This is a genomic window from Exiguobacterium sp. s101 (assembly GCF_018617835.1).
GTDB classification, from domain to species: domain Bacteria; phylum Bacillota; class Bacilli; order Exiguobacteriales; family Exiguobacteriaceae; genus Exiguobacterium; species Exiguobacterium marinum.
The window spans coordinates 52064-77853 of sequence record NZ_JACSKX010000003.1; the positions used below are offsets into that span (position 1 = coordinate 52064).

The 25790-nt window shown below is 47.8% G+C and carries 26 protein-coding genes; 22 read left to right on the plus strand and 4 right to left on the minus strand.

The features are described from left to right. Nucleotides 1-68: 68 nt before the first annotated feature. Nucleotides 69-1853: a glycoside hydrolase family 13 protein gene (locus KNO76_RS03790; RefSeq protein WP_214882721.1), complete on the minus strand. Its 1785-nt coding sequence runs from the start codon at nt 1851-1853 to the stop codon at nt 69-71. Between the two features lie 371 nt (nt 1854-2224). On the opposite strand from KNO76_RS03790, the gene KNO76_RS03795 reads away from it, so the two are divergent. The 8 genes from KNO76_RS03795 to KNO76_RS03830 all read left to right on the plus strand — a co-directional run bounded on the left by KNO76_RS03795 (nt 2225) and on the right by KNO76_RS03830 (nt 12451). Further along, nucleotides 2225-3490, plus strand: a complete 1266-nt coding sequence (locus tag KNO76_RS03795; RefSeq protein WP_214702632.1) for an extracellular solute-binding protein — start codon at nt 2225-2227, stop codon at nt 3488-3490. Between the two features lie 105 nt (nt 3491-3595). Continuing rightward, nucleotides 3596-4948 carry a carbohydrate ABC transporter permease gene (locus tag KNO76_RS03800; RefSeq protein WP_214882723.1) on the plus strand — a complete coding sequence of 451 codons (1353 nt, stop codon included), beginning with the start codon at nt 3596-3598 and terminating at the stop codon, nt 4946-4948. Between the two features lies 1 nt (nt 4949). Further along, nucleotides 4950-5783 (plus strand): sugar ABC transporter permease, encoded by an 834-nt coding sequence (locus KNO76_RS03805; RefSeq protein ID WP_214702619.1) that lies wholly within the window; start codon nt 4950-4952, stop codon nt 5781-5783. Between the two features lie 23 nt (nt 5784-5806). Beyond that, nucleotides 5807-7309: an alpha-amylase family glycosyl hydrolase gene (locus KNO76_RS03810; protein WP_214882725.1), complete on the plus strand. Its 1503-nt coding sequence runs from the start codon at nt 5807-5809 to the stop codon at nt 7307-7309. Between the two features lie 50 nt (nt 7310-7359). Then, nucleotides 7360-8418: a LacI family DNA-binding transcriptional regulator gene (locus tag KNO76_RS03815; protein ID WP_214882727.1), complete on the plus strand. Its 1059-nt coding sequence runs from the start codon at nt 7360-7362 to the stop codon at nt 8416-8418. A gap of 116 nt (nt 8419-8534) precedes the next feature. Then, a complete protein-coding gene (locus tag KNO76_RS03820) occupies nt 8535-8942 on the plus strand; it encodes a YflT domain-containing protein (protein ID WP_026826624.1) in 408 nt (135 codons plus the stop codon). Nucleotides 8943-9158: 216 nt separating this feature from the next. Continuing rightward, entirely contained in the window at nt 9159-11456 is a 2298-nt protein-coding gene (locus tag KNO76_RS03825) for a glycoside hydrolase family 65 protein (protein WP_214882729.1), read from the plus strand. A gap of 146 nt (nt 11457-11602) precedes the next feature. After that, entirely contained in the window at nt 11603-12451 is an 849-nt protein-coding gene (locus KNO76_RS03830; RefSeq protein WP_026826622.1) for a YitT family protein, read from the plus strand. Nucleotides 12452-12500: 49 nt separating this feature from the next. Here the strand turns inward: KNO76_RS03830 and KNO76_RS03835 are convergent, their stop codons facing one another. After that, on the minus strand, nt 12501-13313 hold the full coding sequence (locus KNO76_RS03835) for a Cof-type HAD-IIB family hydrolase (protein ID WP_214882731.1): 813 nt from the start codon (nt 13311-13313) through the stop codon (nt 12501-12503). A gap of 162 nt (nt 13314-13475) precedes the next feature. Between KNO76_RS03835 and KNO76_RS03840 the strand changes: the two genes are divergently transcribed. From KNO76_RS03840 to KNO76_RS03900, 13 genes are all read left to right on the plus strand, one after another. Continuing rightward, entirely contained in the window at nt 13476-13670 is a 195-nt protein-coding gene (locus KNO76_RS03840) for a YjzD family protein (RefSeq protein WP_026826620.1), read from the plus strand. A 75-nt stretch (nt 13671-13745) separates the two neighbouring features. Continuing rightward, nucleotides 13746-14168 (plus strand): thioredoxin family protein, encoded by a 423-nt coding sequence (locus tag KNO76_RS03845; protein WP_214882733.1) that lies wholly within the window; start codon nt 13746-13748, stop codon nt 14166-14168. Next, nucleotides 14165-14944, plus strand: a complete 780-nt coding sequence (locus KNO76_RS03850; RefSeq protein ID WP_214798566.1) for a phosphatidylserine decarboxylase — start codon at nt 14165-14167, stop codon at nt 14942-14944. The genes KNO76_RS03845 and KNO76_RS03850 overlap by 4 nt, the downstream gene beginning before the upstream one ends. Before the next feature lie 125 nt (nt 14945-15069). Beyond that, nucleotides 15070-15696: a YqeG family HAD IIIA-type phosphatase gene (locus tag KNO76_RS03855; protein ID WP_026826617.1), complete on the plus strand. Its 627-nt coding sequence runs from the start codon at nt 15070-15072 to the stop codon at nt 15694-15696. Between the two features lie 133 nt (nt 15697-15829). Beyond that, nucleotides 15830-16942, plus strand: coding sequence for a ribosome biogenesis GTPase YqeH (gene yqeH, locus KNO76_RS03860; protein WP_026826616.1), 1113 nt, complete (start codon nt 15830-15832; stop codon nt 16940-16942). Further along, complete coding sequence (gene aroE / locus KNO76_RS03865) at nt 16939-17724, plus strand: shikimate dehydrogenase (RefSeq protein ID WP_214882735.1); 786 nt, start codon at nt 16939-16941, stop codon at nt 17722-17724. The genes yqeH and aroE overlap by 4 nt, the downstream gene beginning before the upstream one ends. Nucleotides 17725-17730: 6 nt before the next feature. Further along, nucleotides 17731-18027, plus strand: coding sequence for a ribosome assembly RNA-binding protein YhbY (gene yhbY / locus KNO76_RS03870; RefSeq protein ID WP_026826614.1), 297 nt, complete (start codon nt 17731-17733; stop codon nt 18025-18027). Beyond that, entirely contained in the window at nt 18024-18593 is a 570-nt protein-coding gene (locus KNO76_RS03875) for a nicotinate-nucleotide adenylyltransferase (protein ID WP_026826613.1), read from the plus strand. The genes yhbY and KNO76_RS03875 overlap by 4 nt, the downstream gene beginning before the upstream one ends. Beyond that, nucleotides 18583-19140 carry a bis(5'-nucleosyl)-tetraphosphatase (symmetrical) YqeK gene (gene yqeK, locus KNO76_RS03880; RefSeq protein ID WP_214882738.1) on the plus strand — a complete coding sequence of 186 codons (558 nt, stop codon included), beginning with the start codon at nt 18583-18585 and terminating at the stop codon, nt 19138-19140. The genes KNO76_RS03875 and yqeK overlap by 11 nt, the downstream gene beginning before the upstream one ends. A 10-nt stretch (nt 19141-19150) precedes the next feature. Beyond that, a complete protein-coding gene (gene rsfS / locus KNO76_RS03885) occupies nt 19151-19498 on the plus strand; it encodes a ribosome silencing factor (RefSeq protein ID WP_026826611.1) in 348 nt (115 codons plus the stop codon). Then, complete coding sequence (locus tag KNO76_RS03890; RefSeq protein ID WP_214882741.1) at nt 19498-20223, plus strand: class I SAM-dependent DNA methyltransferase; 726 nt, start codon at nt 19498-19500, stop codon at nt 20221-20223. Before rsfS ends, KNO76_RS03890 begins: the two co-directional genes overlap by 1 nt. A 338-nt stretch (nt 20224-20561) precedes the next feature. After that, on the plus strand, nt 20562-21158 hold the full coding sequence (locus tag KNO76_RS03895; RefSeq protein ID WP_214700552.1) for a DUF2238 domain-containing protein: 597 nt from the start codon (nt 20562-20564) through the stop codon (nt 21156-21158). Nucleotides 21159-21242: 84 nt separating this feature from the next. Continuing rightward, complete coding sequence (locus KNO76_RS03900; protein ID WP_214882744.1) at nt 21243-22712, plus strand: catalase; 1470 nt, start codon at nt 21243-21245, stop codon at nt 22710-22712. An 83-nt stretch (nt 22713-22795) separates the two neighbouring features. On the opposite strand, the gene KNO76_RS03905 is transcribed toward KNO76_RS03900, so the two are convergent. After that, nucleotides 22796-23677 (minus strand): DNA/RNA non-specific endonuclease, encoded by an 882-nt coding sequence (locus tag KNO76_RS03905; RefSeq protein WP_214882747.1) that lies wholly within the window; start codon nt 23675-23677, stop codon nt 22796-22798. 171 nt (nt 23678-23848) lie between these two features. Between KNO76_RS03905 and nfsA the strand changes: the two genes are divergently transcribed. Continuing rightward, on the plus strand, nt 23849-24598 hold the full coding sequence (gene nfsA, locus KNO76_RS03910) for an oxygen-insensitive NADPH nitroreductase (RefSeq protein WP_214882749.1): 750 nt from the start codon (nt 23849-23851) through the stop codon (nt 24596-24598). Between the two features lie 44 nt (nt 24599-24642). On the opposite strand, the gene KNO76_RS03915 is transcribed toward nfsA, so the two are convergent. Continuing rightward, the gene (locus tag KNO76_RS03915) at nt 24643-25761 is read right to left on the minus strand and encodes a TlpA family protein disulfide reductase (RefSeq protein ID WP_214882752.1); all 1119 of its coding nucleotides are present in this window, start codon (nt 25759-25761) and stop codon (nt 24643-24645) included. Nucleotides 25762-25790: the final 29 nt, after the last annotated feature.

A 25790-nucleotide genomic window follows, 5' to 3' on the forward strand; every position in this document is an offset into this window, starting at 1 on the left:
AAAGAAAGGGGTTTGCTGAATTATTTTCAACAAAAAAATCACCCGAATGAATCAGGTGATTTTCGAAATTATTTCAATTTCAGAATAGCGGCGCTGAATGGTGCGAGTTCGATTTCGAGTGAATCGAGATCACGATCTTGTAAGAGGTCATAGGCGGCGCCACTATAACCGAGCGGATTCAGTTTTGAAGTAGAGTCGGAGTTGTTGAAGTAGACCAAATATGTCTCATCTTTCGTGCATCGTTCGATGATGACGGCGTTGTTGGAATCATCGACTAGGTTGAAGCGATACGAGCCCGCGTTGGCGAGTACTGGATGGTCTTTCCGTAGCTGGATGAGCTTTTGAATGTAACGGAAGAGATTACGGTCTTCTTCGGCTTCATCCCACGGCATGCAGCGGCGGCATCCCGGATCTTGTTCACCTTCAAGCCCGATTTCGTCCCCGTAGTAGATACATGGACTCCCCGTGTACGTGAGCATCGAAGTCATCAATAGTCTGAATTTCCCTTTATGGCCATTAGCTCGTGTCAAGGCGCGTGGTGTGTCGTGCGAGTCAATCAAGTTGAACGTGACTTCGTTGACGTTCATCGTATTCATCATCTCGACACGCGTCAATTCGTTTTGGAACTCGGAAGCGGTCGTCCGGTCGAGCGCAAAATAATTGAGACTCGCGTTCGTGAACGGATAGTTCATGACGGCATCGAACTGGTCACCTTGTAGCCAAGGTTGTGCGTCGTGCCAAATCTCTCCGAGAATATAGGCTTCCGGATTAGCTTGTTTGACTGCTTTGCGGAAGTCACGCCAGAACGCATGGTCAACTTCGTTGGCGACGTCGAGACGCCAGCCATCGATGCCGAACTCTTCGACCCAGTAACGGGCGACATCTAATAAGTAAGCTTTTAATTCTGGATGTTCGGTGTTGATCTTCGGCATGTTCTTCTCGAATGCGAACGTATCATAGTTTGGCTTCGGTTCCGTCGCAATCGGGAACTCACGAAGGTAGAACCAATCACGGTACTCAGAATCCGGACCGTTCTCCACAACATCTTTAAACCACGGATGATGATACCCGACGTGATTGAAGACGGCGTCGAGCATGACCTTAATGCCGTTCTCATGCAACAGGTCGACCATTTCTTTAAACTTCTCTTTCGTTCCGAACTGTGGATCAATCTCCATATAGTCGAGTGTGTCGTATTTATGGTTTGTCGTCGCTTTAAATATTGGACAGAAATAGATTCCTGTGATGCCGAGTTCGACTAAATGATCAATATGGTCGATGACACCTTGGAAATCGCCACCGAAGAAATTCGTCGTTGTCGGCTCTGTCGAGTTCCATGGGAGAGTTTCTTCTGGATTGAGTGAAGCATCTCCATTGGCGAAGCGATCCGGGAAGATTTGGTACCAAACCGTGTCCTTCACCCATGATGGTGCATGGAAAATGTCGATTGGATTAATGAATGGAACACAGAAGTAATAGCCCGTGTCATCAAGTGGTTTTTCCTCGAACCATCCTTTTTCAGTGTAGACGGCCGTCTCTTGCCCATCATTCAAACGGAAGCCGTAGCGAAGACGTCGGAATGGTGGTTTAATCGCGATGAACCAATAATCATAAGTATCATCGAAACCAATCTTCTCCATTGGAGTTTCGTATGTACGCCAATAGCTCGGCTTACTCGGATCAAAGTTCCACATCGCCGGGTCTTCAGCGTGCCAATCGTAAGGGTCGTTCCAAATCAAATCAACCGATTCAATATCACTACGCTTCGTATGGAAACGAACATGGATTGTCTCACGGTCATATTTGTAGACGAATGGGGACATGGCACGATGATAAATCGCTTCTTTCATCATAAGGAAAACAGTCCTTTCTTTAATAGGGGATGACATCATTTTACAACACCGTGCATCAAAGAGAACAGGGGTTGTGAAAACGTTTGCTCAAGCAAAGGTTAATAAAGCGTTTACATTTTGTCAATTGCTGAAGCTTATAAAAATAGTATAAATAAGAACATTTTTTTAAAAATTACATAAATGGGTCAACAGTCGTAAAAAAAGTGTAAAAAAAGACTTGTAAAACGCTTTCACAACTGTATAATAAAAATTGAGGTGAGGATGCAAACGTTTTCACTACCATGTCAATTTCGTAGCGGAGTTTTAAAATTGACGTGGTCGTGCGATTGCGCAAATCTGACCATACTATTTCCTTGGGGAGGTTTTTCATCATGAAGATGAAAAAAATGGTAGCAGGACTTTCAACAGCAGTATTCGCATTCGGTGCACTAGCTGCATGTGGTGGCGGAACAGACAACGAATCTTCTAACGAAGGTGGTTCTTCAAGCGAGAACAAGCCTGAGAAGATCGTCATTTGGGAAGACATCGAAAAGTCTGAAACAACAAAAGAAGTTGCGAAAGCATTCGAAGAAGAGCATGGCGTAAAAGTTGAAGTCGTCGAAGTACAGATGACAGACCAAAAAGACAAGCTCGCGCTTGATGGTCCAGCTGGTAAAGGTCCGGACATCATTCTCGTCCCACACGACCAAATCGGTACAATCGCAGACCAAGGTCACTTGACTCCGATTGCTGACGAAGGTTCACTCGATGCGTTCACTGACGCTTCGAAATCAGCTGTCATGTTCGACGGTCAAGCTTACGGTTACCCGAAATCTGTTGAGACACCAGTTCTCATGTACAACAAAGACTTGATGGCTGAAGCGCCAACATCAATGGACGACCTTTACAAGTTGTCTAACGATGTAAAAGCTGACGGCGAGTATGGATTCCTCGCACTTTGGGATAACTTCTACTTCGCTCACGGTGTTGTTGCAGGATTCGGCGGATACGTGTTCAATGAAGACGGTGGCGCACTCGACCCAACGGATATCGGTTTGAACAACGAAGGTGCAGTTGAAGGATTCGAATACATCGGTAAATGGTACGAAGAAGGTCTCTTCCCTAAAGGGTTGATTGGTGAGTCTGGTGGCCAAGCGATGGACCAACTCTTCACTGAGAAGAAAGCTCATTCAGTCATGAACGGACCTTGGGCTGTAGCTGGTTACACAGATGCAGGCGTGAACCTCGGAGCGGCTCCAATGCCGACACTTCCAAACGGTGAGCCGATCAAGACGTTCATGGGTGTGAAAACATATGCCCTTTCAGCTTACACAGAAAACCAAGAGTGGGCTGAAATGTTCCTTCAAGAGTTGACGAATGAAGAAAACGCATTGGCAATGTTTGAATCGTACAGCGAGATTCCACCAGTAGCAGCACTCGAGTCGAACGAGACAATCACATCGAACGAAGTTGCGAAAGCGGTATTCGATCAAGCGACAAACGCTATCCCAATGCCAAACATTCCTGAAATGGGACAAGTTTGGGAGCCAATGGCACAAGCACTTCAGCTCGTAGCGACTGGTAAACAAGATGCACAAAAATCTGCAGACGATGCAGTCAAAGTCATCGAACAACAAATCCAAGCGAATAACCAATAAGGAATTGAAATGACGGGGTACGCCGCTAGGCGTTCCCCATCATTTTCTAGCATTGAGCAAACGTTTGCTTGATTGATTTGCTCAAATCGAAAGGAGAAACTGAGGATGGCTGAAATTGCGAACCCTAAATCACCGGACCAACGCCCGGATAAGCCTACAAACCATGCTCGGAACGCGGGACTACTTTCCATCATTCCGGGATTCGGACAATTTTATAACAAACAATATGCGAAAGCGGTAGCGTTCTTTATCGTCGTCGTATCTTATTTTGCCGTAAACTATGATCTATTTTTCAAAGGGGCGGGCGCCGGACCAGGTGACCGTGGAGGACTTTGGGGATTGATCACGCTTGGTGAAGTGCCAGGACCTCGTAACGACCATTCCATCTTTTTGATGGTCGAGGGGATTGTCGCGTTAATTTTACTTTTCTTCGGAATCGCGTTCTATATTTGGAACATTCGTGACGCCTATCGTGTCGGCCGCGCTCGTGATCAGCATCTAAACCTTCCATCGTTCCAAATACAACTTCGCAACTTGCGTGACCATGGATTCCCATACTTAATGTTGATCCCATCACTCATTTTGTTAGTGTTTACAGTTATTCTTCCATTAATCTTTACGTTCTTGATCGCCTTTACGAACTATCGCTACAACAATGCACCACCAGCGAAACTCGTAGAGTGGGTAGGGTTTGAGAACTTTACGCGCATTTTTGAAATCGATATTTTCCGAGACACGTTCGTTGGGGTTCTCGGTTGGACACTTGTCTGGACGGTTGCTTCTACAACTGGTGTCATCGCAATCGGTATTTTCCTTGCGGTGCTCTTGAACCAAGAAGGTCTTCGCTTCCGTCGCTTATTCCGCTCAATCTTGATTCTCTCTTGGGCAGTTCCAGCATTTATCACAATCTTGATTTTCCGTTCGATGTTCAACGAATCGTTTGGGGTGTTCAATACGACGATTCTGCCAGCACTCGGTCTTGATCCAATCAACTGGATGACCGATCCGACGGCTACCCGTTCGGCACTCGTTCTCATTCAATGGTGGCTCGGATTCCCGTTCATCATGACGCTCATGACAGGTGTGCTTCAATCAATTCCTGGTGATTTGTATGAAGCTGCGACGATTGACGGAGCGACGATTTTTGATAAGTTCCGTTTGATCACATTGCCGATGCTCTTATTCGCGACAGCACCGATTTTGATCACACAGTTCACGTTCAACTTCAACAACTTCAATATCATTTATCTCTTTAATGGCGGTGGCCCTGCTGTACCTGGACAAACGGCCGGCGGTACCGACATCTTGATTTCTTGGATTTACAAATTGTCCCTCGGTGCCAACCCGCAATACGGACTTGCGGCTGCGATCACGCTCATTCTGTCATTCTTCATCATGACGCTTGCGGTCATCCAGTTCCGTCGGACAAAATCTTTCAAAGACGAGGATATGATCTGATATGAAAAAACAAAAACGAATCAATTTGGCGATCTCGTATGTTATCTTGACGCTTGCGTCGGTCATCATTCTCTATCCGATGCTTTGGGTTGTCGGTACATCGTTCAACCCGGGGCGTACGATTACGTCAACGATTATTCCTTCAAACCCGACATTTGTTCACTACAAAAACTTGTTTGATTTAACGATTTCAGATTATAGTTTATGGTATGTGAACACGTTAAAAATCGCTTTCATTACGATGGCACTCTCTGTCATCTTGGTAACGATTACTGGATACGTCTTCTCGCGCTACCGTTTCGTTGGACGGAAAAACTCGCTCGTCTTGTTCCTCGTCCTTCAAATGGTGCCACAGTTCGTTGCAATCATCGCGATTTATGTATTGCTCAACATGCTCGGTCTTCTTGACACACATACAGCGCTCATCTTGCTCTATGCAGGTGGTGCAATTCCGATGAACACGTACTTGGCGAAAGGGTACTTCGATACGATTCCGAAAGAACTTGACGAAGCTGCTCGAATGGATGGTGCCGGTCACCTCCGAATCTTTTGGCAAATCATCTTGCCGCTTGCGAAGCCGATTGTCGCAACGATTGCTCTCTTTAACTTCATGGGACCATTCAACGACTTTATTTTGGCATCGCTCGTCCTTCGTTCACCAGAGAAACAAACATTGGCAGTTGGTCTTTACAACATGATCTCGAAACAATTTGATAACAACTTCACGTTGTTCGCGGCAGGTGCTGTCCTTTCAGCCCTCCCGATCGTCACCTTGTTCTTCATGTTCCAACGCTACTTCGTTTCTGGCCTAACAGCGGGTGGTACGAAAGGATAATACGCGTAAAAGGAGGAAGCGATATGAGACGAGGCGTCGTGCTCGTGCTCCTGTCGCTTCTTTTGTTTCCGACTATCGTCGGAGCAAAGGAAGCTGCTACTTGGGAACAAGAACGCATGTATTTTATTATGGTCGACCGTTTTGTTGACGGGAACCCCGACAACAATGAACAGGTAGACAAAGACGATCCGAAAGCTTTTCATGGCGGGGACATCCGTGGAGTCATTGAAAAACTCGATTATATCGAGTCACTCGGGTTCACGTCGATTTGGTTAACACCCGTCTTTGAAAATATGCCGGACGGCTATCACGGGTACTGGATAAAAGATTTCTACAACATCGACCCGCAATTTGGGACGAAAGAGGATTTACAAGAGCTCGTCGCTGAGGCGCACAAGCGAGACATGAAAGTCATCCTCGACTTCGTCGTCAACCACGTCGGTCCGAACCATCCATGGGTGGAAGAAAAGTCGGAATGGTTCCACGAGCAACTACCAATCGTATTTTGGAAAGACCAGGAGCAAGTCGAGACGCACTGGTTGTTCGACTTACCTGACTTCAAAACAGAGGATCCGGAAGTCAAGTCGTATTTGATTGACGCGGCGAAGTACTGGATCGAAGAGACGGACATCGACGGCTATCGCCTAGATACGGTTCGTCACGTCGACAAAGCATTTTGGAAAGACTTTGTCGAAGGTGTTCGGTCGGTCGACCCTGACTTTTACTTACTCGCCGAAGTGTTCGACCCGGATCCGAAATATGTCGCACAATATGATAATCTTGGATTCAACAGCATCACAAACTTTACGTTTTATGATCGGGTGTCGAAAACGATGACGCAAAAACAGGCGAATGTCGACGAAATCGATGTTGTCGCAAGCTATGCAGAAACGTTCTTCAACGACCCGAACCAAATGGCGACGTTCCTCGATAACCATGATGTCGAACGTTTCATGCATATGGCAGAACTCGGCGACGTGAAGTCAGCAGAACGACGGTTACGCCTCGGGTTGTTCGCGCTTTATACGTCACCTGGCATGCCGATCGTCTTCCAAGGAACAGAAAATGCACAGACCGGTGGAGCCGACCCAGCGAACCGTGTTATGACAGAATTCCCGGGAAATGAAGAATTGCATGAATACATGGCGACGATGAATCGTATGCGTGAAGAATACCCAGTATTTGCGACTGGTGAACAGCGCATGATTGCATCCGAAGATGGGATGGCTGTCTTTGAGCGGAAAGATGGAGATGACATCGCGTTATATGCGATCAACATGAACAGCGAGGATCGAGAGATTGAAATCGATGTCAATGAAATCGGGGAAGATACGAGACTTCGCGGTCTATTATTCTCACAACTGGTCACAGATCGGCGCGGAACGTTTACAATTGAACTATCTGGTGAAAGTGCGAACGCTTACATAGTTGAGGAGTCATCGGTAAATCCATGGATGATGGGATTACTTGTCGTCACGATTCCGATTTTCTTGACAGGTTTGGTCATGTGGAAGCGCCGCAAATAAAGAAATGAAACGCCGTAAGGTATGAATTCACGGAAGCAGGGGGGAATACCATGCAAATTACAATCAAAGATGTTGCGAAGCATGCGAACGTCGCGCCGTCGACAGTATCTCGTGTCATCGCCAACAGCCCAAGAATCAGCCAAAAGACAAAAGAACGAGTTAGAAGTTCGATGGAAGAGCTAGGGTATCATCCAAACATTCATGCGAGAAGTCTCGCGAACCGCTCAACGCAGTCGATTGGTCTCGTCATGCCGAGTGCGGCGACAAAGACGCTCCAAAATCCATTTTTCCCTGAAGTGTTGCGAGGTATCAGCACGAAGGCGCACCAAAATGGATACTCTCTCTATATGACAACTGGAGTGACAGAGGAAGAAGTACTGTCCGGTGTCATTGAAATGGTACAAGGACGACGTGTCGACGGCGTGATCGTCCTCTATTCACGGGAAGACGACCAAGTCGTCCAATATTTACGTCAAACGAAGTTTCCGTTCGTTGTGGTCGGGAAGCCGTTCGGGGATGCTTCTTCGATCACATATGTCGATACGGACAACTATCTTGCCGGTCGTGAGGTGACGAAACATCTCTATAACCTGGGTCACCGTCGAATCGCCTTCATCGGTGGATCGGACAAACTTGCGGTGACACAAGACCGTCGGAACGGTTATGCGACCGCCCTCATGGAAGCGGGCATTCCGGTGTGTGAAGACTATATTGCACGTGCTGAATTTATGACGAAAGGCGGAACGATGGCTGTCCGTGAGTTACTTCAGAACGAAGAACCACCAACGGCCGTCGTTGTCAGTGATGATATGATGGCGCTCGGTGTCATCAGCACACTCAGTGAGATGGGACTTAAAATTCCTGAAGACGTCGCCGTCGTCAGTTTCAACAATGTCTATATCGCAGAGCACTCCAATCCGCCACTCACGTCGGTTGAAATCAATATTTTCGGTCTTGGATTCGAAGCGACGAACTGTTTGATTGAACAGATTAGTGATAGTGCCCCACCTTATGGGAAACGCGTCATCGTGCCTCATTATTTGGTCGTACGTCAATCGTGCGGACAGAAGGATAGCAAGACGGTGGAGACACTTGAATCGAATTCTTGAATGATCTAAACGACTTCGCGTGAGCGAGGTCGTTTTTTGCATATCCTGGTGATTGAAGCTAAAAGAAGAAGGGAACATCTTTTAAGAATGAACTGAAATCGAAAGGAAGGATTAATATGAGTAAAAGACGATTTGTCGGAACATATGAAACAAAAGGGAATCTTCTCTCCAAAATCAATGAGCTGAAAGAAAATGGCTATGATGAAGGTGAATTATACGTTGTGACTGAGCAGGAAGACGAGGTTCGGGTCGTCAAGCGTGAGACAAACGTAAAAGTGGAAGAAGGCGATACGTCTTGGCTAGACAACATCCAAGGAGGAAAGAGTCAAGACGTGAAGCAAGTTCTTAGTGATTTAGGCATCTCAAATGATGAGGTGGATCATGCGCATTCACAAGTCAAGCAAGGTGGATACGCTCTCATCATCGACGAACCCGATACGGGATTCAATGATGGACGGAGCGATGTTTTTGAAGGACATGAAGCGAATGCCGCGTTCGGTGAAAATCAAGAAGACCATAAATGATGATTCATTTAGACTGCCTCGGCAAAAGGCAGTCTTTTTTTTCTGAAAAAATGTGAAAAAAAAAGAAAGAAAAAGTTTTATGCAAACGATTGCATTCTGAGTTCAGTTGTGTAAAATGAAAGGTGAGATTAAATACAGCGCTTTCATAGACAAACGGTTGCACGAACTAGTTGTCTGTCGAAGGTAGCCTTGTAGAGAAAAAGGAGTGGCAGACAGATGAAACGATTGTTTGCAGTCGATGAATGGAAAGTAACAGAAGAAGGTCTTCATCCGAAAGAAAACCGCCTTGCTGAATCGATCACATCGCTCGGAAACGGGCATATGGGGATGCGAGGAAACTTTGAAGAGGATTACTCGAATGATACGCACCAAGGATTCTACGTGGCGGGTGTCTATTACCCGGACAAAACACGTGTCGGTTGGTGGAAGAACGGATATCCTGAGTACTTTGCCAAAGTGTTGAACGCGACAAACGTCATCGGTCTACGCGTCGCGATTAATGAAACACCAGTCGACTTGGCAAAATGGGAAGTAAAAGACTTTACACGCGAGCTCGATATGCAGCGTGGTGTTTTGACACGGACGTTCACGTTGATGAATGGGACAGAAGAGACGAAAGTCGAAGTCGTCCGTTTCTTCTCAATCGTCGACAAAGAAATTTTGGCAATCCGCTATAACATTACACCAGTCAACTATAAAGCTAAAATCGAGTTCACCCCATATTTAGACGGTGATGTCGTCAACGAAGACTCAAACTACGACGAGAAGTTCTGGCTTCCGGTCGAAAGTGGTGTCGAAGAGCGCTTTGGCTTCGTGACGACGAAGACGAAAAAACTCGATTGGCATGTCACGGCATCAATGATTGCAGACGTGGAAGGTGCGCGTTGTGAAGTGCTTGAAGCGACAGACTTGTTCGTGGCGAACAAATTCACCGTCCATACGGAAGCTGGCGAAACGGCGACTGCATATAAATACGTATCTGTCGTGACGAACCGTGACCATACGATTGACGAATTGCAATCTGCAGGGATGACACGTGTCGAAGCAGCGTTTGAAAAAGGTTTTGAGACGCTTCTCGCTGATCAGACAGAAGCATGGCTTGCGCGTTGGGAAGATGCAGATGTCCGCATCGATGGAGACATCGAAGCGCAACAGGGCATCCGGTACAATATCTTCAACATGTATCAAACGTATACAGGTGAAGATTCACGCCTTAACATCGGTCCAAAAGGTTTCACGGGTGAGAAATATGGTGGTGCGACATATTGGGATACAGAAGCATACTGCCTCCACTTCTATTTGGCGACTACAAAACCGGAAGTCTCGTGGAACTTGCTCAAATATCGTCATAACCAATTACCACAGGCGAAAGAGAATTCTGTGAAGAATGTCGGCATGGAAGGTGCCCTTTATCCGATGGTCACGATGAACGGGGAAGAGTGCCACAATGAGTGGGAAATTACACACGAAGAGATTCACCGAAACGGTGCGATTGCCCACGCCATCTTCAATTATACGAACTTCACAGGCGATAAATCGTACCTTGGACAATACGGACTGGAAGTATTGGTCGAGATCTCGCGTTACTGGGCTAGCCGTGTCAACTTTGTGTCGCACAAAGACGTATATATGATTCTAGGCGTCACAGGTCCGAACGAATACGATAACAACGTCAACAACAACTGGTACACGAACCTGATTGCCGCGTGGACACTCGAATACACGCAAGAAGTGTACAACTATTTGAAAGAAGCAGAGCCTGCACGCCTCGATGAGCTCGTATCGACACTCGGCATCACGGACGCAGAACTCGCGAAGTGGGCGGACATTCAGGCGAAAATGTACTACCCGAAAGACGACCTCGTTCCAGACGTGTTCATGCAACAGGACGGCTTCATGGATAAAGAACAGATCTTAGTGAAAGACCTCGATCCGAAACACTTGCCACTCAACCAAAACTGGTCGTGGGACAGAATCCTCCGTTCGAACTTCATCAAACAGGCGGACGTTCTCCAAGGACTCTACACGTTCGGTGACCGTTTCACAGTCGAGCAGAAACGAGCGAACTTTGATTTCTATGAGCCACGTACGGTTCACGAGTCGAGCTTGTCGCCATGTGTCTATTCGATCATCGCGGCAGAAGTCGGATATGAAGATAAAGCGGTCGAATTGTATCAACGTTCGGCACGTCTTGACCTCGATAACTACAACAACGACACAGAAGATGGCTTACACATCACATCGATGGTCGGCTCATGGATGTCAATCGTTCATGGATTTGCAGGAATGCGCATCAAAGAAGATAATCTCTCGTTCAGTCCGATGATTCCAAAAGGTTGGAACGGCTACTCGTTCAACATGCTCTGGCGTGGTCATCATTTGACGGTCACTTCATCACGTGAACAAGTGACGATTAAACAAACGGGCGGGTCAGATGTAACGATTCATGTGTACGGAAATGAGATAACGGTACCTGCTGATGATTCGATTACAATTGAAACAGTGAAAGCGTGATCAATTGCTTTATATGAACAAGTCGACTGAGGTCGGCTTGTTTTTGTGTATCAAACTTATGAGAATTCATGCATATTTGCTGTATGCAGTATGAATAATCTATGTTATCTTGATTCTTAGCTATTTTGAGAAAGGGGAGTTGAAGCTTGACGGAAGCCGTTAAAGAACATACACGAATCGGGGTTGTCTCGATTATCGGAGGATTGTTCGTTGCCTTATCCATGACATTATTTTTAATTCCAGCTGGCGTCTATTCGACGGGATTTACAGGTCTAGCCCAAATCTTGACGACATTGTTAGCGGGCACACCGTTTGAACTAGGGGAAGGGCTCTGGTTCTTTATTCTAAATGCACCACTACTCGTCGTCAGTTATTTTATGCTCGGCCGGAACATGATGATCCATACGCTCGTCAGTGTTGCCTCGGTCACGTTGTTCATCCGTATGCTTCCGCAATCGCAGCTTCTCTCGGACGACCCGTTACTAAACGCCGTATTCGGCGGTGTGCTCTTAGCAATTGGATCGGGAATTACGATTCGATATGGTGCCTCCACAGGGGGATTTGATATCGTCGCTTTGATTTTGGCGAAATTTACAAACAACTCGGTCGGGGTTTATCTCTTCTTAATGAACATGATGATCGCGCTCGCTGCAGGGGCATTGTTCGGATGGCCGACGGCACTCTATACAATCGTGTTCTTGTACGTGACATCAAAAGTCATCGATGAGATTTATACGAACACACAGCGTCAGACGCTGTTTATCGTGACGAATCATCCGGATGAGGTGACAAAGGAACTACATCAACACGTGTTCCGTGGTATCACGCTCATGCCGGCAATCGGCACGTATTCGAAAGTCGAGAAAGCAACGCTCATGATGGTCGCGCAGCGACATGAAGTTCGTGAAATCACACGTATTTGTAAAGATGCCGACCCAACTGTTTGGATCAATATCTTGCCGACAGAGGACGTCGAAGGGACGTTCCGTCGCTAAAAAAGTATATGAATCATAAAAAGCACCGACTTTGCAGTCGGTGCTTTCATTATGCCTTGATGCCGAGTTTATCTTCTAGGAAGAGGGCGATTCCGTCATCCATATTCGAGGCGGTCACTTCGTTGGCCACATTTTTCAGTTGGTCGATGGCATTTCCCATTGCAACACCTGTGCCGACATAGTCGAGCATCTCGAGATCGTTCTCTTCGTCACCGAAGGCGATGATGTGCTTCCGGTCGATATTTAAATGCTTCGAGACTTCCTTTAGTCCGAGTGCTTTCGACGTGTTTTTACTCATCACTTCAATCATATGTTCGGGCATGCGCCATTGCCGATTCAGTACCGCTTCTGCATGAATATCATCGAGTTGGGAGCGGACGTGCGCGAGGTGATCTTTTGTCGCATGGATCAGTAGCGATGTTGGTTCGTCCTGCAAATGCGTCAACAAGTTACCTGATGTGACGCTGAGCGCACGTTCTGCATACGGACTATAGAACTCTTGCGGGTCCTTTTGGAAATACACGTGGTCTGTCACTTCGACGACGATATTGTGTGCCTTCGTATCCGCGACTTCTTCAATGATGTCATGGGCGGTCTTGAGCGGGATTGGGCGGTGTGTCACCGCATAATTCGCATCTTTCGGGTGATGTACGAGCGCACCGTTGAAGTTGATGAGCGGTGTCGTCAATCCCATTTGCTCATAGTACATGATCGAATGGCGCTTTGGACGCCCTGTGGCGATCATGACTTCATGACCAGCGTCGCGCGCCGCTTGAAGAGCGCGGAGGTTTCGTTCGCTGATTGTTTTATCATCTCTTAATAACGTTCCATCTAAATCGACTGCGATTAAATAACGTGACATCAGTCATCCTCTTTTCTTCACAATGATGTTTCTACGACCGTATCACATTTTTTGATTCGACGGAAAGAATATACAATCGAAGTCGCATATTCTATTCGAACAATGCTATACTATTGTCGTATGAATTTTTACGAATCATCTGTGAGATGGAGGGGACGTTCAATGCGTTATTTAGTGACATTGATCTGGGCGATTGTGCTCTCAAATACAGCGGTATTTATCATTTCTGCTGTTGATGGTGTAGAGTACAACGCGATGCTCGCGACAGGATTTGGCGTGGCCATCACATTCTTCGTTGCAATTCTCGATGTCTTAAACCAAGACATGGGAATTAGCGACGTTGCACAAGAGAAGTAAGCCGTCTACAATCAAACTGACTCGTGTATGAGTCAGTCTTTTTTCTTTCATCATTATTAGAGGAGGGCCTAACATATGAAAAACCCTGAAAAACGCGCGAACTTTATCACGTTCGCCATCATCGGTGCGATTATCGTTATCGGAATCGGTTTGTTGTACTTTTTAAATGGAAACAATACTGACGATGGTGTCAACGCCGTCACAGCAGATGAATTGCAACAACAATTAGACCAAGATGGTGAAGTCGTCGCTTACTTCTGGCAAACGGGCTGTGAATATTGTGAGCAAGTGAAGCCTTATGTCGAACCTCTCATCGAAGAATACGATGCGGTTTCAATCAACTTGTCAGACCACAATGTTTGGGAAACTTATGGCATCAATGGGACACCGACAATCATCCGTTTTGAGGATGGAAAAGAAATCGGTCGCATTGAAGGTGCGGTCTCGGAACAACAATACAAGACATTCTTTAAAAATGAGGAGGCCAAAGAGGAATGAAACGTCGTTTTTATCAAACGTTATTTGAGCTAAACGCCTCTCCCTGGATTGCCTCACGCCTTAAACGCTTCGCAGAATCAGGAGTGAGTCGTCATTTGATTCCGTCGTTCGCAAAAGTGTATCACATTGCGGTAGAGGAAGCAGAGCAACCGCTACAAGCTTATCCTTCACTTCATGCGTTCTTCACGCGTCATCTGAAGCCTGACGCACGGACGATTGATGAATCGACCGACACACTCGTATCACCTTGTGACGGGAAGTTATCGGTCATTGAATTAATTTCGGAAGATAGTCGCTTTGAAGTGAAAGGACAATCGTATACGCTTGCGGAACTTCTCGGTTCACAACAAGAAGCGCGCCGTTATGCTGGCGGAACGGTCGTCGTCCTCTATCTCAGCCCGAGCGATTACCACCGTGTCCACACACCACTTGCCGGCCGCGTGCTCAGCCATTACGAGCTCGGTGACCGCTCGGCACCGGTTAATGAGATCGGATTGACCGAGACGGTGCGACCGCTCTCGCGCAACTACCGTCGTGTGACACGCTTTGACAGCCCGGTCGGAGCGTATGAACATATTATGGTGGGTGCCCTTAACGTGAATACGATTGAATGGACGCTCGAGGGGGACCAAGCCGATAAAGGGCAAGAAGTCGGATACTTCTCATTCGGTTCGACCGTCGTCCTCTGTTTTGAGAAAGATGCCGTTCAATTAGAACGTGAAAAAATGGGTCCGGTTCGACTCGGTGAAGTCATCGGGACATTCAAAACCAACTAATTTTACAATAATTTTCTTCCGACCGAACGATAGACTAGTCGTTTGGTCGGTTTTCGTTTACCATAGAAGGGATATCAATACTTGTATAAGTAGTTGAATCGTTTAGCTAATTGGAGGAATTTTACGTGTTTAATCGACTTTATCCGAAACAGTTCGTCGCGACTGTGTTTGACATCGACTTACAAGAATTGAAAGACCGTGGGGTACGTGTCATTTTGACGGACCTTGATAATACACTCGTCGCGTGGGATGTCCCGCATGCGCCAGAGCTTTTATTGATGTGGCTTGAAAAAGTAAAATCATACGGTTTCGATGTGATTGTCGTATCAAATAATAATGAGAATCGTGTACGAACGTTTACGGAGCCGCTCGGCCTTCATTATGTCGCTCGTGCTAGAAAGCCTTTGCCATCTGGGTTTAAAGAAGCGCTCTCGAAATATGGTTATTCCCCGAAAGAAGCTATTTTCTTAGGGGATCAGCTGTTTACAGACGTGCTCGGTGCCAATATGGCGGGCATTCATGTCATCCATGTGCAACCGGTCGTCAAAACGGACGGGCTCGTCACGAAATTCAACCGGATGCTTGAGAAGGTGGTCTTCGCGCACATGAAGCGTCGTGGGAAGTATGTATTGATTACGAAAAAAGTGGAAGAGCTTGCCGTTGACGCACAGCGTGCAAAAGTTGCTGTCGCTGAAAAAATCGGTGAAGCGATGCATCCACGTTCCGAAGATTCACATAAAAAAGATGAATAAGACCTCGAACGCACAGAAAGAAGGAGGCTGCCGATGTACGGCGACCAAGGCGTCGGAATTAACGCTTCAGGAGTAGCAGCGAGGTGCTACGGTGAATGAAGAAGGGGAAACCTAAACGGCAGTAAGTACAACTATGGAAGAAACTAAACGATATTGCGCTGGGTGCGGCGTAGCCATTCAAACGGAAGACCCGAACGGAGTCGGCTATGCACCAAAATCGGCACTTGACCGTGAGATTGTCATTTGCCAACGTTGCTTCAAATTGAAGCACTACAACCAAGTTCAAGACGTGGATTTATCAGATGATGATTTCTTACGTATCTTGAACGGCATCAGTTCAAAAGAAGCGCTCGTCATCAAAATTGTCGATATTTTTGACTTCAATGGCAGCTGGCTGCCGGGCCTACAACGTTCTGTCGGTTCGAACCCCGTACTGTTAGTCGGGAACAAGGTCGACTTGTTACCGAAGTCGGTCAACCCGAACCGGATGGCGAACTGGATGAAGGCAGAGGCAAAAGAGCTCGGATTGAACCCAATCGACGTTCATTTGATCAGTGCGAAAAAAGGGCACGGTATCGATGAGCTTGCTGAGAAAATTGAATATTACCGGAAAGGCAAAGACGTCTTCGTCGTCGGTTGTACAAATGTCGGAAAGTCGACACTCATCAACCAGGTGATCAAACGTTTCGGTGAAGAGGATGAAGCCATCATCACCGTCAGTCATTTCCCGGGTACGACACTTGACTTGATCGACATCCCGCTCGATGATGATGCGAACCTGTACGATACACCAGGGATCATCAACCGTCATCAAATGGCACACTATGTCGACGCAAAAGATTTGAAGACAATCACGCCGAAGAAAGAAATCAAGCCGCACGTGTTCCAATTGAACCCGCAACAGACGCTTTACTTTGGCGGTTTGGCACGCTTGGATTACTTGGAAGGCAATAAACGGTCGTTCGTCATCTATATGTCGAACGAGTTGAAAGCACACCGTACGAAACTCGAACGCGCGGATGAGCTCTATGACCAACATATTGGGAAAATGCTCAACCCACCGAACGAGAAGACACTTGAAATGTTACCACCACTCGTCCGTCACGAATTCAGCTTACGAGATGGTGTGAAGACTGATATCGTGTTCAGCGGTCTCGGATGGGTCTCGATTCACGGTAAAGGCGGCCGTATTGCAGCGTGGGCTCCAAAAGGCGTCGCTGTCACACTCCGCGAGGCGCTCGTATGAATCTGGCCGTCATCGGTCACCCGATTGCTCATTCGCTCTCTCCAAAGCTGCACGAGCAGTGGTTGAGGGCGTCTGGGCTTTTCGGGCGTTATGAGGCGATTGACGCCGCACCGGACGAACTTTCTACCTTGATTGAAGCGATGCGAGACGGGGGATGGGACGGATTCAATGTGACGATTCCATACAAGGAAGCGGTCATTCGTCATCTTGACGAGCTCGATGATGCGGCAAAGTTAGCAGGTGCCGTCAATACGGTTTATAAACGAGACGGGCAACTCATCGGGACGAACACGGACGGTGCCGGTCTCGTCCGAGCGCTGATGCCATTCACAGACTTTACAGGACGTGTTCTCATCGTCGGTGCAGGAGGCGCCGCCCGCGGGATCGTACAAGCTCTCCCGACGCGCAACGTGACGATTGTCAATCGGACAATCGAACGGGCAAAAGTGCTCGCCGACACGTTCGGAGTCGCGTACACGACGTTCGATGAGGTCGACATTTCTCGATATGATGTCGTCATTCAAACGACATCGGTCGGGATGGACAATCAATCCACACCACTTTCATTAGAAGGATTACGACAAAACACCGTCGTTTGTGATATCATATATCGTCCACTCATCACACCGATGATTCGAGAAGCGGAACATCGCGGGGCAGTCGTTGTGACAGGTGTGGGTATGTTCGTTGGGCAAGGCGCGCTCTCGTTCGAGAAATGGACGGGCGTGAAACCGGACGAAACCATCGGAAAGAAGTTAATCGAAAGATTATTGGAGGAATAATATACTATGCTATCAGGTAAACAAAAACGTTTTTTACGTGCAGAAGCGCACCATCTCTCACCGATTTATCAAGTCGGGAAAAATGGTGTAAGTGAAGCGATGTGTAAAGATATCTCGGACGCACTTGAGAAACGTGAGTTAATCAAAGTCCAAGTACTTCAAAATTGCATGGACACGCCGAAAGACGTGGCTGGCGAATTGTCAGAAGGTACAAAGGCTGAAGTCGTACAAGTCATTGGAAAAGTCATCGTCTTATATAAAGAGGCGACAGAGAAAGAAAATCGCCAAATCAAACTCCCATGAGCCGGATTGGTTTGATGGGGGGCACGTTCGACCCGCCGCATCTCGGTCATCTGTTAATCGCCGAACAAGCTCGCGAACAGCTTGTACTCGACGAAGTCTGGTTTTTGCCGGCTGCGATTCCACCACACAAAGTCGGGTTCAGCTCGGCTGACGACCGAATCGAGATGACCCGTCGTGCCATTCAAAATCAGTCAGACTTCAAGTTGAACCTGATTGAATTTGAACGGAGTGAGCCATCCTATACGGTGGAAACGATGAAGCGGTTGATTGAACAACATCCAGACGATACGTTCTATTTTTTAATTGGAGCGGATTCGCTTGTCTCGCTCGAATCGTGGCACGACTACGAAACGCTCATCCGTCTCGTCGCGTTCGGAGCGGTCGCTCGCCCTGGCACGCGCTATTTGATTCCAGAGAAGGCGGACGTACGCACGATTGACATGCCACAGCTTGAAATCTCGTCGACGGATATCCGTGAACGGGCGAAACGAGGCAAGTCCATCAAATATCTTGTCCCGACGTTAGTCGAGACGTATGTGAAGGAGCATAAGTTGTATGACGTTTGAAGAAGCACACGAGTTGATTAAACAGACGCTGCCAGAAAAACGCTATATCCATACGCTCGGAGTGGTCGAGACAGCGGAGCGCTTAGCGAATCAATATGGCGAAAATATTGAACAAGCGCGTCTTGCTGCGATGCTTCATGATTATGCGAAATACTTCGACACGGAAAAGATGCGCCAAGTCGTCATCGATGAGGGGCTTGATCCGAATCTCCTTCAATACGGGGACGAGTTATTGCATGCGCCGGTGGGAGCAGTGTTGCTGGCTCGACAGTATGACTTGGACCCGCATGTACTTTCTGCGATCCGGAACCATACAACAGGAGAACCCGGAATGTCTCGTCTCGACCAAATCCTGTTCGTGGCCGACGCCATCGAACCGAATCGGAACTATCCAGGTGTCGATCGCCTGCGGACAGAAGCGGAGCAGGCGCTCGAAGCGGCCGTTGTCGCGACACTGCGTCAAACGATTGAATTTTTATTAAAGAAGTCAGTGCGCATTTTTCCACTGACGATTGATACGTATAATGATTTTGTGAATACACCTTAGGAGGGTCTTTATGACTGCAAGAGAAGAATTAGAATTGATTGTAAAAGCGGCTGACGATAAACGTGCCGAAGAAATCGTCGTACTCGACATGGAAGGCATTTCACCGATTGCGGACTACTTCGTCATCTGTCACGGAAACTCGGAGAAACAAGTCGAAGCGATTGCGCGTGAAATTAAAGACATCGCTGGCGAAAACGACTTACCGCTCCACAAGTTCGAAGGAATGGATACGGCACGTTGGGTCCTTGCTGACCTCGAGAACGTCGTCGTTCACATCTTCCATCGTGACGACCGTGATTACTACAACCTAGAGAAATTGTGGGCTGACGCGCCGCACGTCGAAGTGGAAGTCGGCTAATGGCATACGAAGGATTCGCCTATGTATACGACGAGTTGATGAAAGACGCGCCGTATGATGAGTGGGTCGCTTTCGTGCGTCGTCACGTCCAAGATGGCGCGACACTCGCGGATGTCGGATGCGGGACCGGGTCGGCCACGATTCGCCTCGCTGAACATTACGATGTCATGGGAATTGACTTATCGGAGTCGATGCTCGAAGTCGCACAAGAAAAGGCACTCGAAGCTGAAATCGAGTTGCCGCTTTGGGAACAGGATATGCGCGATTTGGAACTGCCGGAGCCGGTCGATGCGGTGACGATTCTCTGCGACTCGCTCTGCTATCTTCAGGATGAGGCGGATGTAATCGATACGTTCGAATCCGTTTACAACCAACTCAAGCCAAATGGGCTGTTCATCTTTGATGTGCATGCCCCGAATAAGATGCAGACGCTCTTCAACCAAAAGACGTACGCGTCAAACGGGGAAGACTGCTCGTATATTTGGTTTGCCGACCCGGGAGAAGCACCGCTCTCGGTCGTTCATGATTTGACGTTCTTCGTCGCGCTTGAAGACGGGACGTACGAACGGGTCGAGGAGACGCATGAGCAACGGACGTATGAACCAGGGCAGTACATGCAATGGTTGATTGGTGCCGGGTTCCACGTCAAATCAGTTACATCTGATTTCACTGAACATGCACCAGGAACTGATGCTGAGCGTATTTTCTTCGTTGCACAGAAATAAGTAAATCCCCGATTCTTCAAGAATCAGGGATTTTTTCGTATCACGCACATCTATTGTCTTCCTCATCGGATACCCGCCGAAGGGAAATAGGAATCTGACGGAATCACGAATTTTTGTTCGTTATATCCATCACAGGGAGAATAGAAATTTGGACCAGACGTTCCATCTTCCACCTACGCTCGGCTGTGCCCCGAGACGCTTAGAGGTGGGAGAATTTGCGCTAAATTCAGTTAAATGAGCAGCTTGCGAATCAACAAATGTGTGTATAGGTTGAAGTCCATCGTGAGTTGGGAATAAAACATATAGAGAACATTATTGACGAAAGAAGGCGAAAGATGATGAAGCTCACGAAAGGGCGTATCCTTGAGTTTGGGTTCGTCTTGTTTATGGCGGTCATACTCGTGACAGCGATTATTGAAGAATCCTGGTTCGATGCGAGTGTGGCGGGAGCCGGGATCATCTCTGGTCTCATCCCGTTTTTCATTGAAAAGACGTTCAAAACAGAACTTGATGGCAAGATGAAAGTGGCGTATATCTTATTCTTGTTCGCGTCACAATATTTAGGGTCCATCGTCGGATTGTATGGGAACGGCTGGTGGGACACATTCCTTCATCTCTTGAGTGGCATCTTTCTCGCATTTTTAGGATTCGACTTTTTCTCCCGGCTCGATGACGATCTTCGTACGGAAATTCCGAAACGGTTTCTATTCGTGTATATCGTCGTCTTTTCAATGGCCGGGGCGGCGCTTTGGGAAATGTATGAATTCACATCCGATGTCTTCTTGAACACGACGATGCAGGGGAACGGAAACGATGATACGATGGTCGACATCATTGCCGGATCAATCGGGGGAGTGCTTGCTGCTTTCTTCGTTGTGTCGCTCCATCAACGTGAAAAAGCCAAGAAAAAACGAAGCATGAAAAAAAGTTCGTGATGTACGAGCTTTTTTATTTGTAATCATTCTAATATTTTATTAATATCAAGATTGTAATGATTATAAATAACGGGAGGCAATCAAATGGATCAACATCGTCAACTAACTACTAATCAAGGCGTACCAATCGGGGATAACGCCAACTCCATCACTGCGGGTCGTCGGGGCCCAACGCTTCTCGAAGACTACCAATTAATTGAGAAATTAGCGCATTTCGACCGTGAACGTGTACCAGAACGTGTCGTTCATGCTAGAGGGGCAGGAGCACATGGTGTCTTCACCGTAAAAAATAGTATGAAACGCTATACGAAAGCGGCATTCTTGCAAGAAGAGGGGCAAAAGACGCCGATCTTTGCACGTTTCTCGACCGTCATCCACGGCTTAGGTTCACCGGAAACGCTTCGTGACCCGCGTGGTTTCTCTGTCAAGTTTTACACAGAAGAAGGAAACTATGACTTCGTCGGAAATAACTTACCGGTCTTCTTTATCCGTGATGCGATTAAATTCCCAGACGTGATTCACTCACTCAAACCGGACCCGCAAACGAACCTTCAAGACCCGGACCGCTTCTTCGACTTCATGTCACTCACACCAGAATCGACGAGTATGCTTCTTCATTTGTTCAGTGATGAGGGTATCCCGGCATCGTATCGTCATATGCGCGGGTCATCCGTCCACTCTTTCAAATGGGTGAATGAATTTGGAAACACGGTGTACATAAAGTTGCGCTGGGTACCGAAGCAAGGGATTCAAAACTTATCGATGGAAGAAGCTGCGAAAATTCAAGCCGAAGACTTCAACCATGCGACACGCGATTTGTTCAACGCGATTGATAACGGGGATTATCCGGAATGGGATCTATATGTACAAATTTTAGACCCGGCGGACATGGATAACTTTGACTTCGACCCGCTCGATGCGACGAAAGATTGGTTCGAGGACGTCATCCCGTATCAATTGGTCGGAACGATGACACTCAACAAAAACGTCGACAACTACTTCGCCGAGACCGAGTCTGTTGGTTTCAACCCGGGGGTCCTCGTCCCAGGGATTCAGCCATCAGAAGACAAGATGCTTCAAGGACGACTCTTCTCGTACTCAGACACGCAGCGTCACCGCATCGGACCGAACTACCTTCAACTCCCGATCAACTGTCCGTTTGCTCAAGTCGCAAACAACCAGCGTGACGGAGCGATGCCATTCAAGCAACAGACGAGCCCGGTCAACTACGAGCCGAACCGTTATGAAGACGCACCGAAGCCGAATGCGGATTACATCGAGACGCCGCAACCAATCACAGGTGTGACGGGACGTCAGAAGATTGAGAAGACGAATGATTTCGGCCAGGCCGGAGAAGTGTATCGTCGCTATTCTCAAGAAGAGAAGGATGCGCTCGTCCGTAACCTCGTCGCGCACATCAAAGAAGTTCGTCATGAGAAGACGGTTCTCCTCTTGATCTGCAACTTCTATCGTGCGGACCGTGAGCTCGGAGAGCGTCTCTCGAACGAGTTAGACGTTGATCTCGCACCATTCTTGAATCAGATGTCGAACTAAACGAGTAGCCGCGGTCATGTACCGCGGTTTTTGTATGCAAAAAGACGTCCCTCTCGTGGAGAAACGTCTCGTCTATCGTGTAGTTATTCACCGACCATCCCGTCACCGTCCCGGTCGTCCATATATTGATACAACCAATGGTCACGCGTGATCGGCATCTCGAATCCAGCATTCTTCGCTTCTTTGATTGTCACTTGCCCGTTCCCGTCAAGGTCAATATCGGATAATTCTCGCTCCTCGATCGGTTCCGTCGTCACGTCAGGCGGTGAGTCGTCCGTCAAATCCAGCGATTCGTTTACTTCTTCCGGATCCGCGTTATCATACGTATCCGTGACCGTGTTGCCTCGTACGGTATACGTGTATTGGTAGCGGGAAGGAATCTGAGTCGCTGTATTCGGGTAGGTGATGATGGCTTCGAAATCTTTCGCCCCGCCTGCTTTTCGAATGACATCTTCCATGAACGCCTGGTCACCGTAACGGTTAAGTGCACTGTTTTGTGGTGTGATATTATAGGCGTTCGAGACACCGCCGAGCGAATCAGCGATGATATGACCTTCATCGAGGTTTGGGTCTTCGACACCTGGAACTTTCGCCTCGTCTGAATAGTAACGTCCTGACGAATTGACGTCTTCGGTCTTATCGTCCTGAAGAGTGATCTCATCGGCAATCACGCGAACCAGCTGACCATGTTCGTTCGTGAACGCCCAGTACTCGCGGTCGCCAAAGCCGATATCTACGACGACATTCGCTTCACGACTACCGGATTGATCGCCGCCATACACCTCGATCAACGTATAGCCCTCAAATAAATCTTCTTCCTGTTCAGGTGAAAGCGTCTCGGTTGTCTGTTCCTCTTGTGTCGTACTCTCTTCGGTCGACGTCGAGACGCTCACATCGGCATCCGTACATCCAGAGAGGAATAGAGCACCAAGAAGGTATGGAATGTAAAATGGCATTCTTTTCATATATATCGCTCCTTATTCGAAGTTACATGATTGTATTTACTATATAGTTTTTAATGATAGCATAAGAAAGCAAAATTCGGACATCATCCATTCAAAATGTGCCCAACGGATTCCTCTCAATTGTGGATTCACAAACCTTGTGCCAAGATTGAAAAAAAGGGGGAAGAACGTATGAACGAAGTGATTGAGACATTATTGAACCATCGTTCCGTTCGCGATTTTACGGACGAGAAATTGACAGATGAACAAATTCAGACAGTCGTCGAGAGCGCACAACGCGCATCAACGTCTAGCTTTATCCAAGCATACTCCATCATCGGGGTGACCGATGAAGCGAAAAAGAAACGACTTGCCGAGATAGCGGGTAATCAGTCCTATGTGGTCGAGAATGGTCATTTCTTCGTCTTTTGTGCGGATTTGCATCGTCATGAAATGATTGGTGAGCTACAAGAGGCTGAGGTTTCTGCGACGCTTGAGACTGATGAGAAACTACTTGTCGCTGTGATCGACGCGGCGCTTGCCTCACAAAATGCGGCGGTGGCAGCGGAGTCGATGGGACTCGGAATCTGTTATATCGGCGGCATTCGGAACGACCTGTTTGCTGTGAAAGAAGTGCTCGAATTGCCAGAACGGGTCATTCCGCTCTTCGGGATGGCAGTCGGTGTACCGGCTACAGTCGAGGATCAAAAACCACGTCTACCGTTCCACCATGTCTACCATGAGAACACATACGAGGCGAATCCAGAACGGATCAAACAGTCACTTTCTGATTACGATGCGTTGATCCGCGATTATTATATGGTCCGGGGCTCTAACCCGCGTAAAGATACGTGGACCGGACAGATGGGGCGCATGTTGTCGAAATCGACACGTCTTGACGTCAAAGACTTCTTGAAAGCACAAGGCTATTTGAAGCAATAAGATAAACCGCCGACAAGTCTCTGTCGGCGGTCTTGTCATGTTCACTATAATTGAGCATCGAGCCAGTCATGATCGATGGCGCCGAATTGCTTCGCAATGATTACTCCAGATTCATCAAGCACATACGTCGTCGGCATCGCTTGAATTCGGTACGCATCACCGACTTGGCCGTCACGGTCATAGACAACGGTAAAAGCGTCTTCGTACGGTTCGACAAACGAGACGGCATTGTTTGGATCGCGTTCGCTCGTCGTCGTGTTAACAGCAACGATGGTCACGTCGTCTCGCTCTTTCGCGAACGTTTCCATGTCTGGCATCTCTGCACGACACGGAGGGCACCAAGACGCCCAGAAGTTGACGACGACAAGCTTACCGCGTAACGATTCTAAGTCGAACGTGCTTCCGTCTGTCCGTTGTAATTCGAACGAAGGGGGGATTTGCCCGATGTTCAAACCGGTCGATGCCGTCTCCGTGGTGACAGTTTGCGCGGTGCGTTCCGGTAGAGTAGCATTTACCACCGCTAGCACGACAAGAACACCGATACTGAATTGTACGGCTTTCCTTGAAGGGCGAGCGAGAAAGACGGTCAGTCCAAACAGGACGAGGGTGATGACGATCATCCACCATTGAATCTGTCCGACTGCGTATGATTCAAACAGCCAGATACTAGATGCACCAAGGACGGTCCAAAGGATGTTCCCGCGTGTCGGCTCATGCATCCATCGCCACGTCGTTACGAGTAGCAGAAGGATGAGGACGGCGCTCCATAGATGAATCGGCTGGTCGGAAAGGTTCAAAATCGTCCCGTATATCGGAACCGCGAGCGTCATCCCAAGCCAGATGAGGACCCCACTTAGCACCCAATATCCTAAAAGGTCTCGATCGAGTCGATAGACGAGCCAAAGTACGATTCCGCTTGCAATCAGTTGAGCCCAAATACCTCCAGTCGCATAGAGAGCGATTGAGATATCACGTGTCGTCAAGAGACCGATGACAATCGCACTTCCTTTCCAAGCGAGAAAACCATAGAACCATGTACCGATGACGGCTTCACGCTGCTTACTCGTCAACCCGAGGAAGCGGAAGATGCCGTAAAGGACGGCAAGGCTTAGTAAAAAGATGAGTAAATCCAAACGAATGTTGAGTGGACCGATGGCGACCACGTCTTTCCCTCCTAAACAAAAGGCGCCCC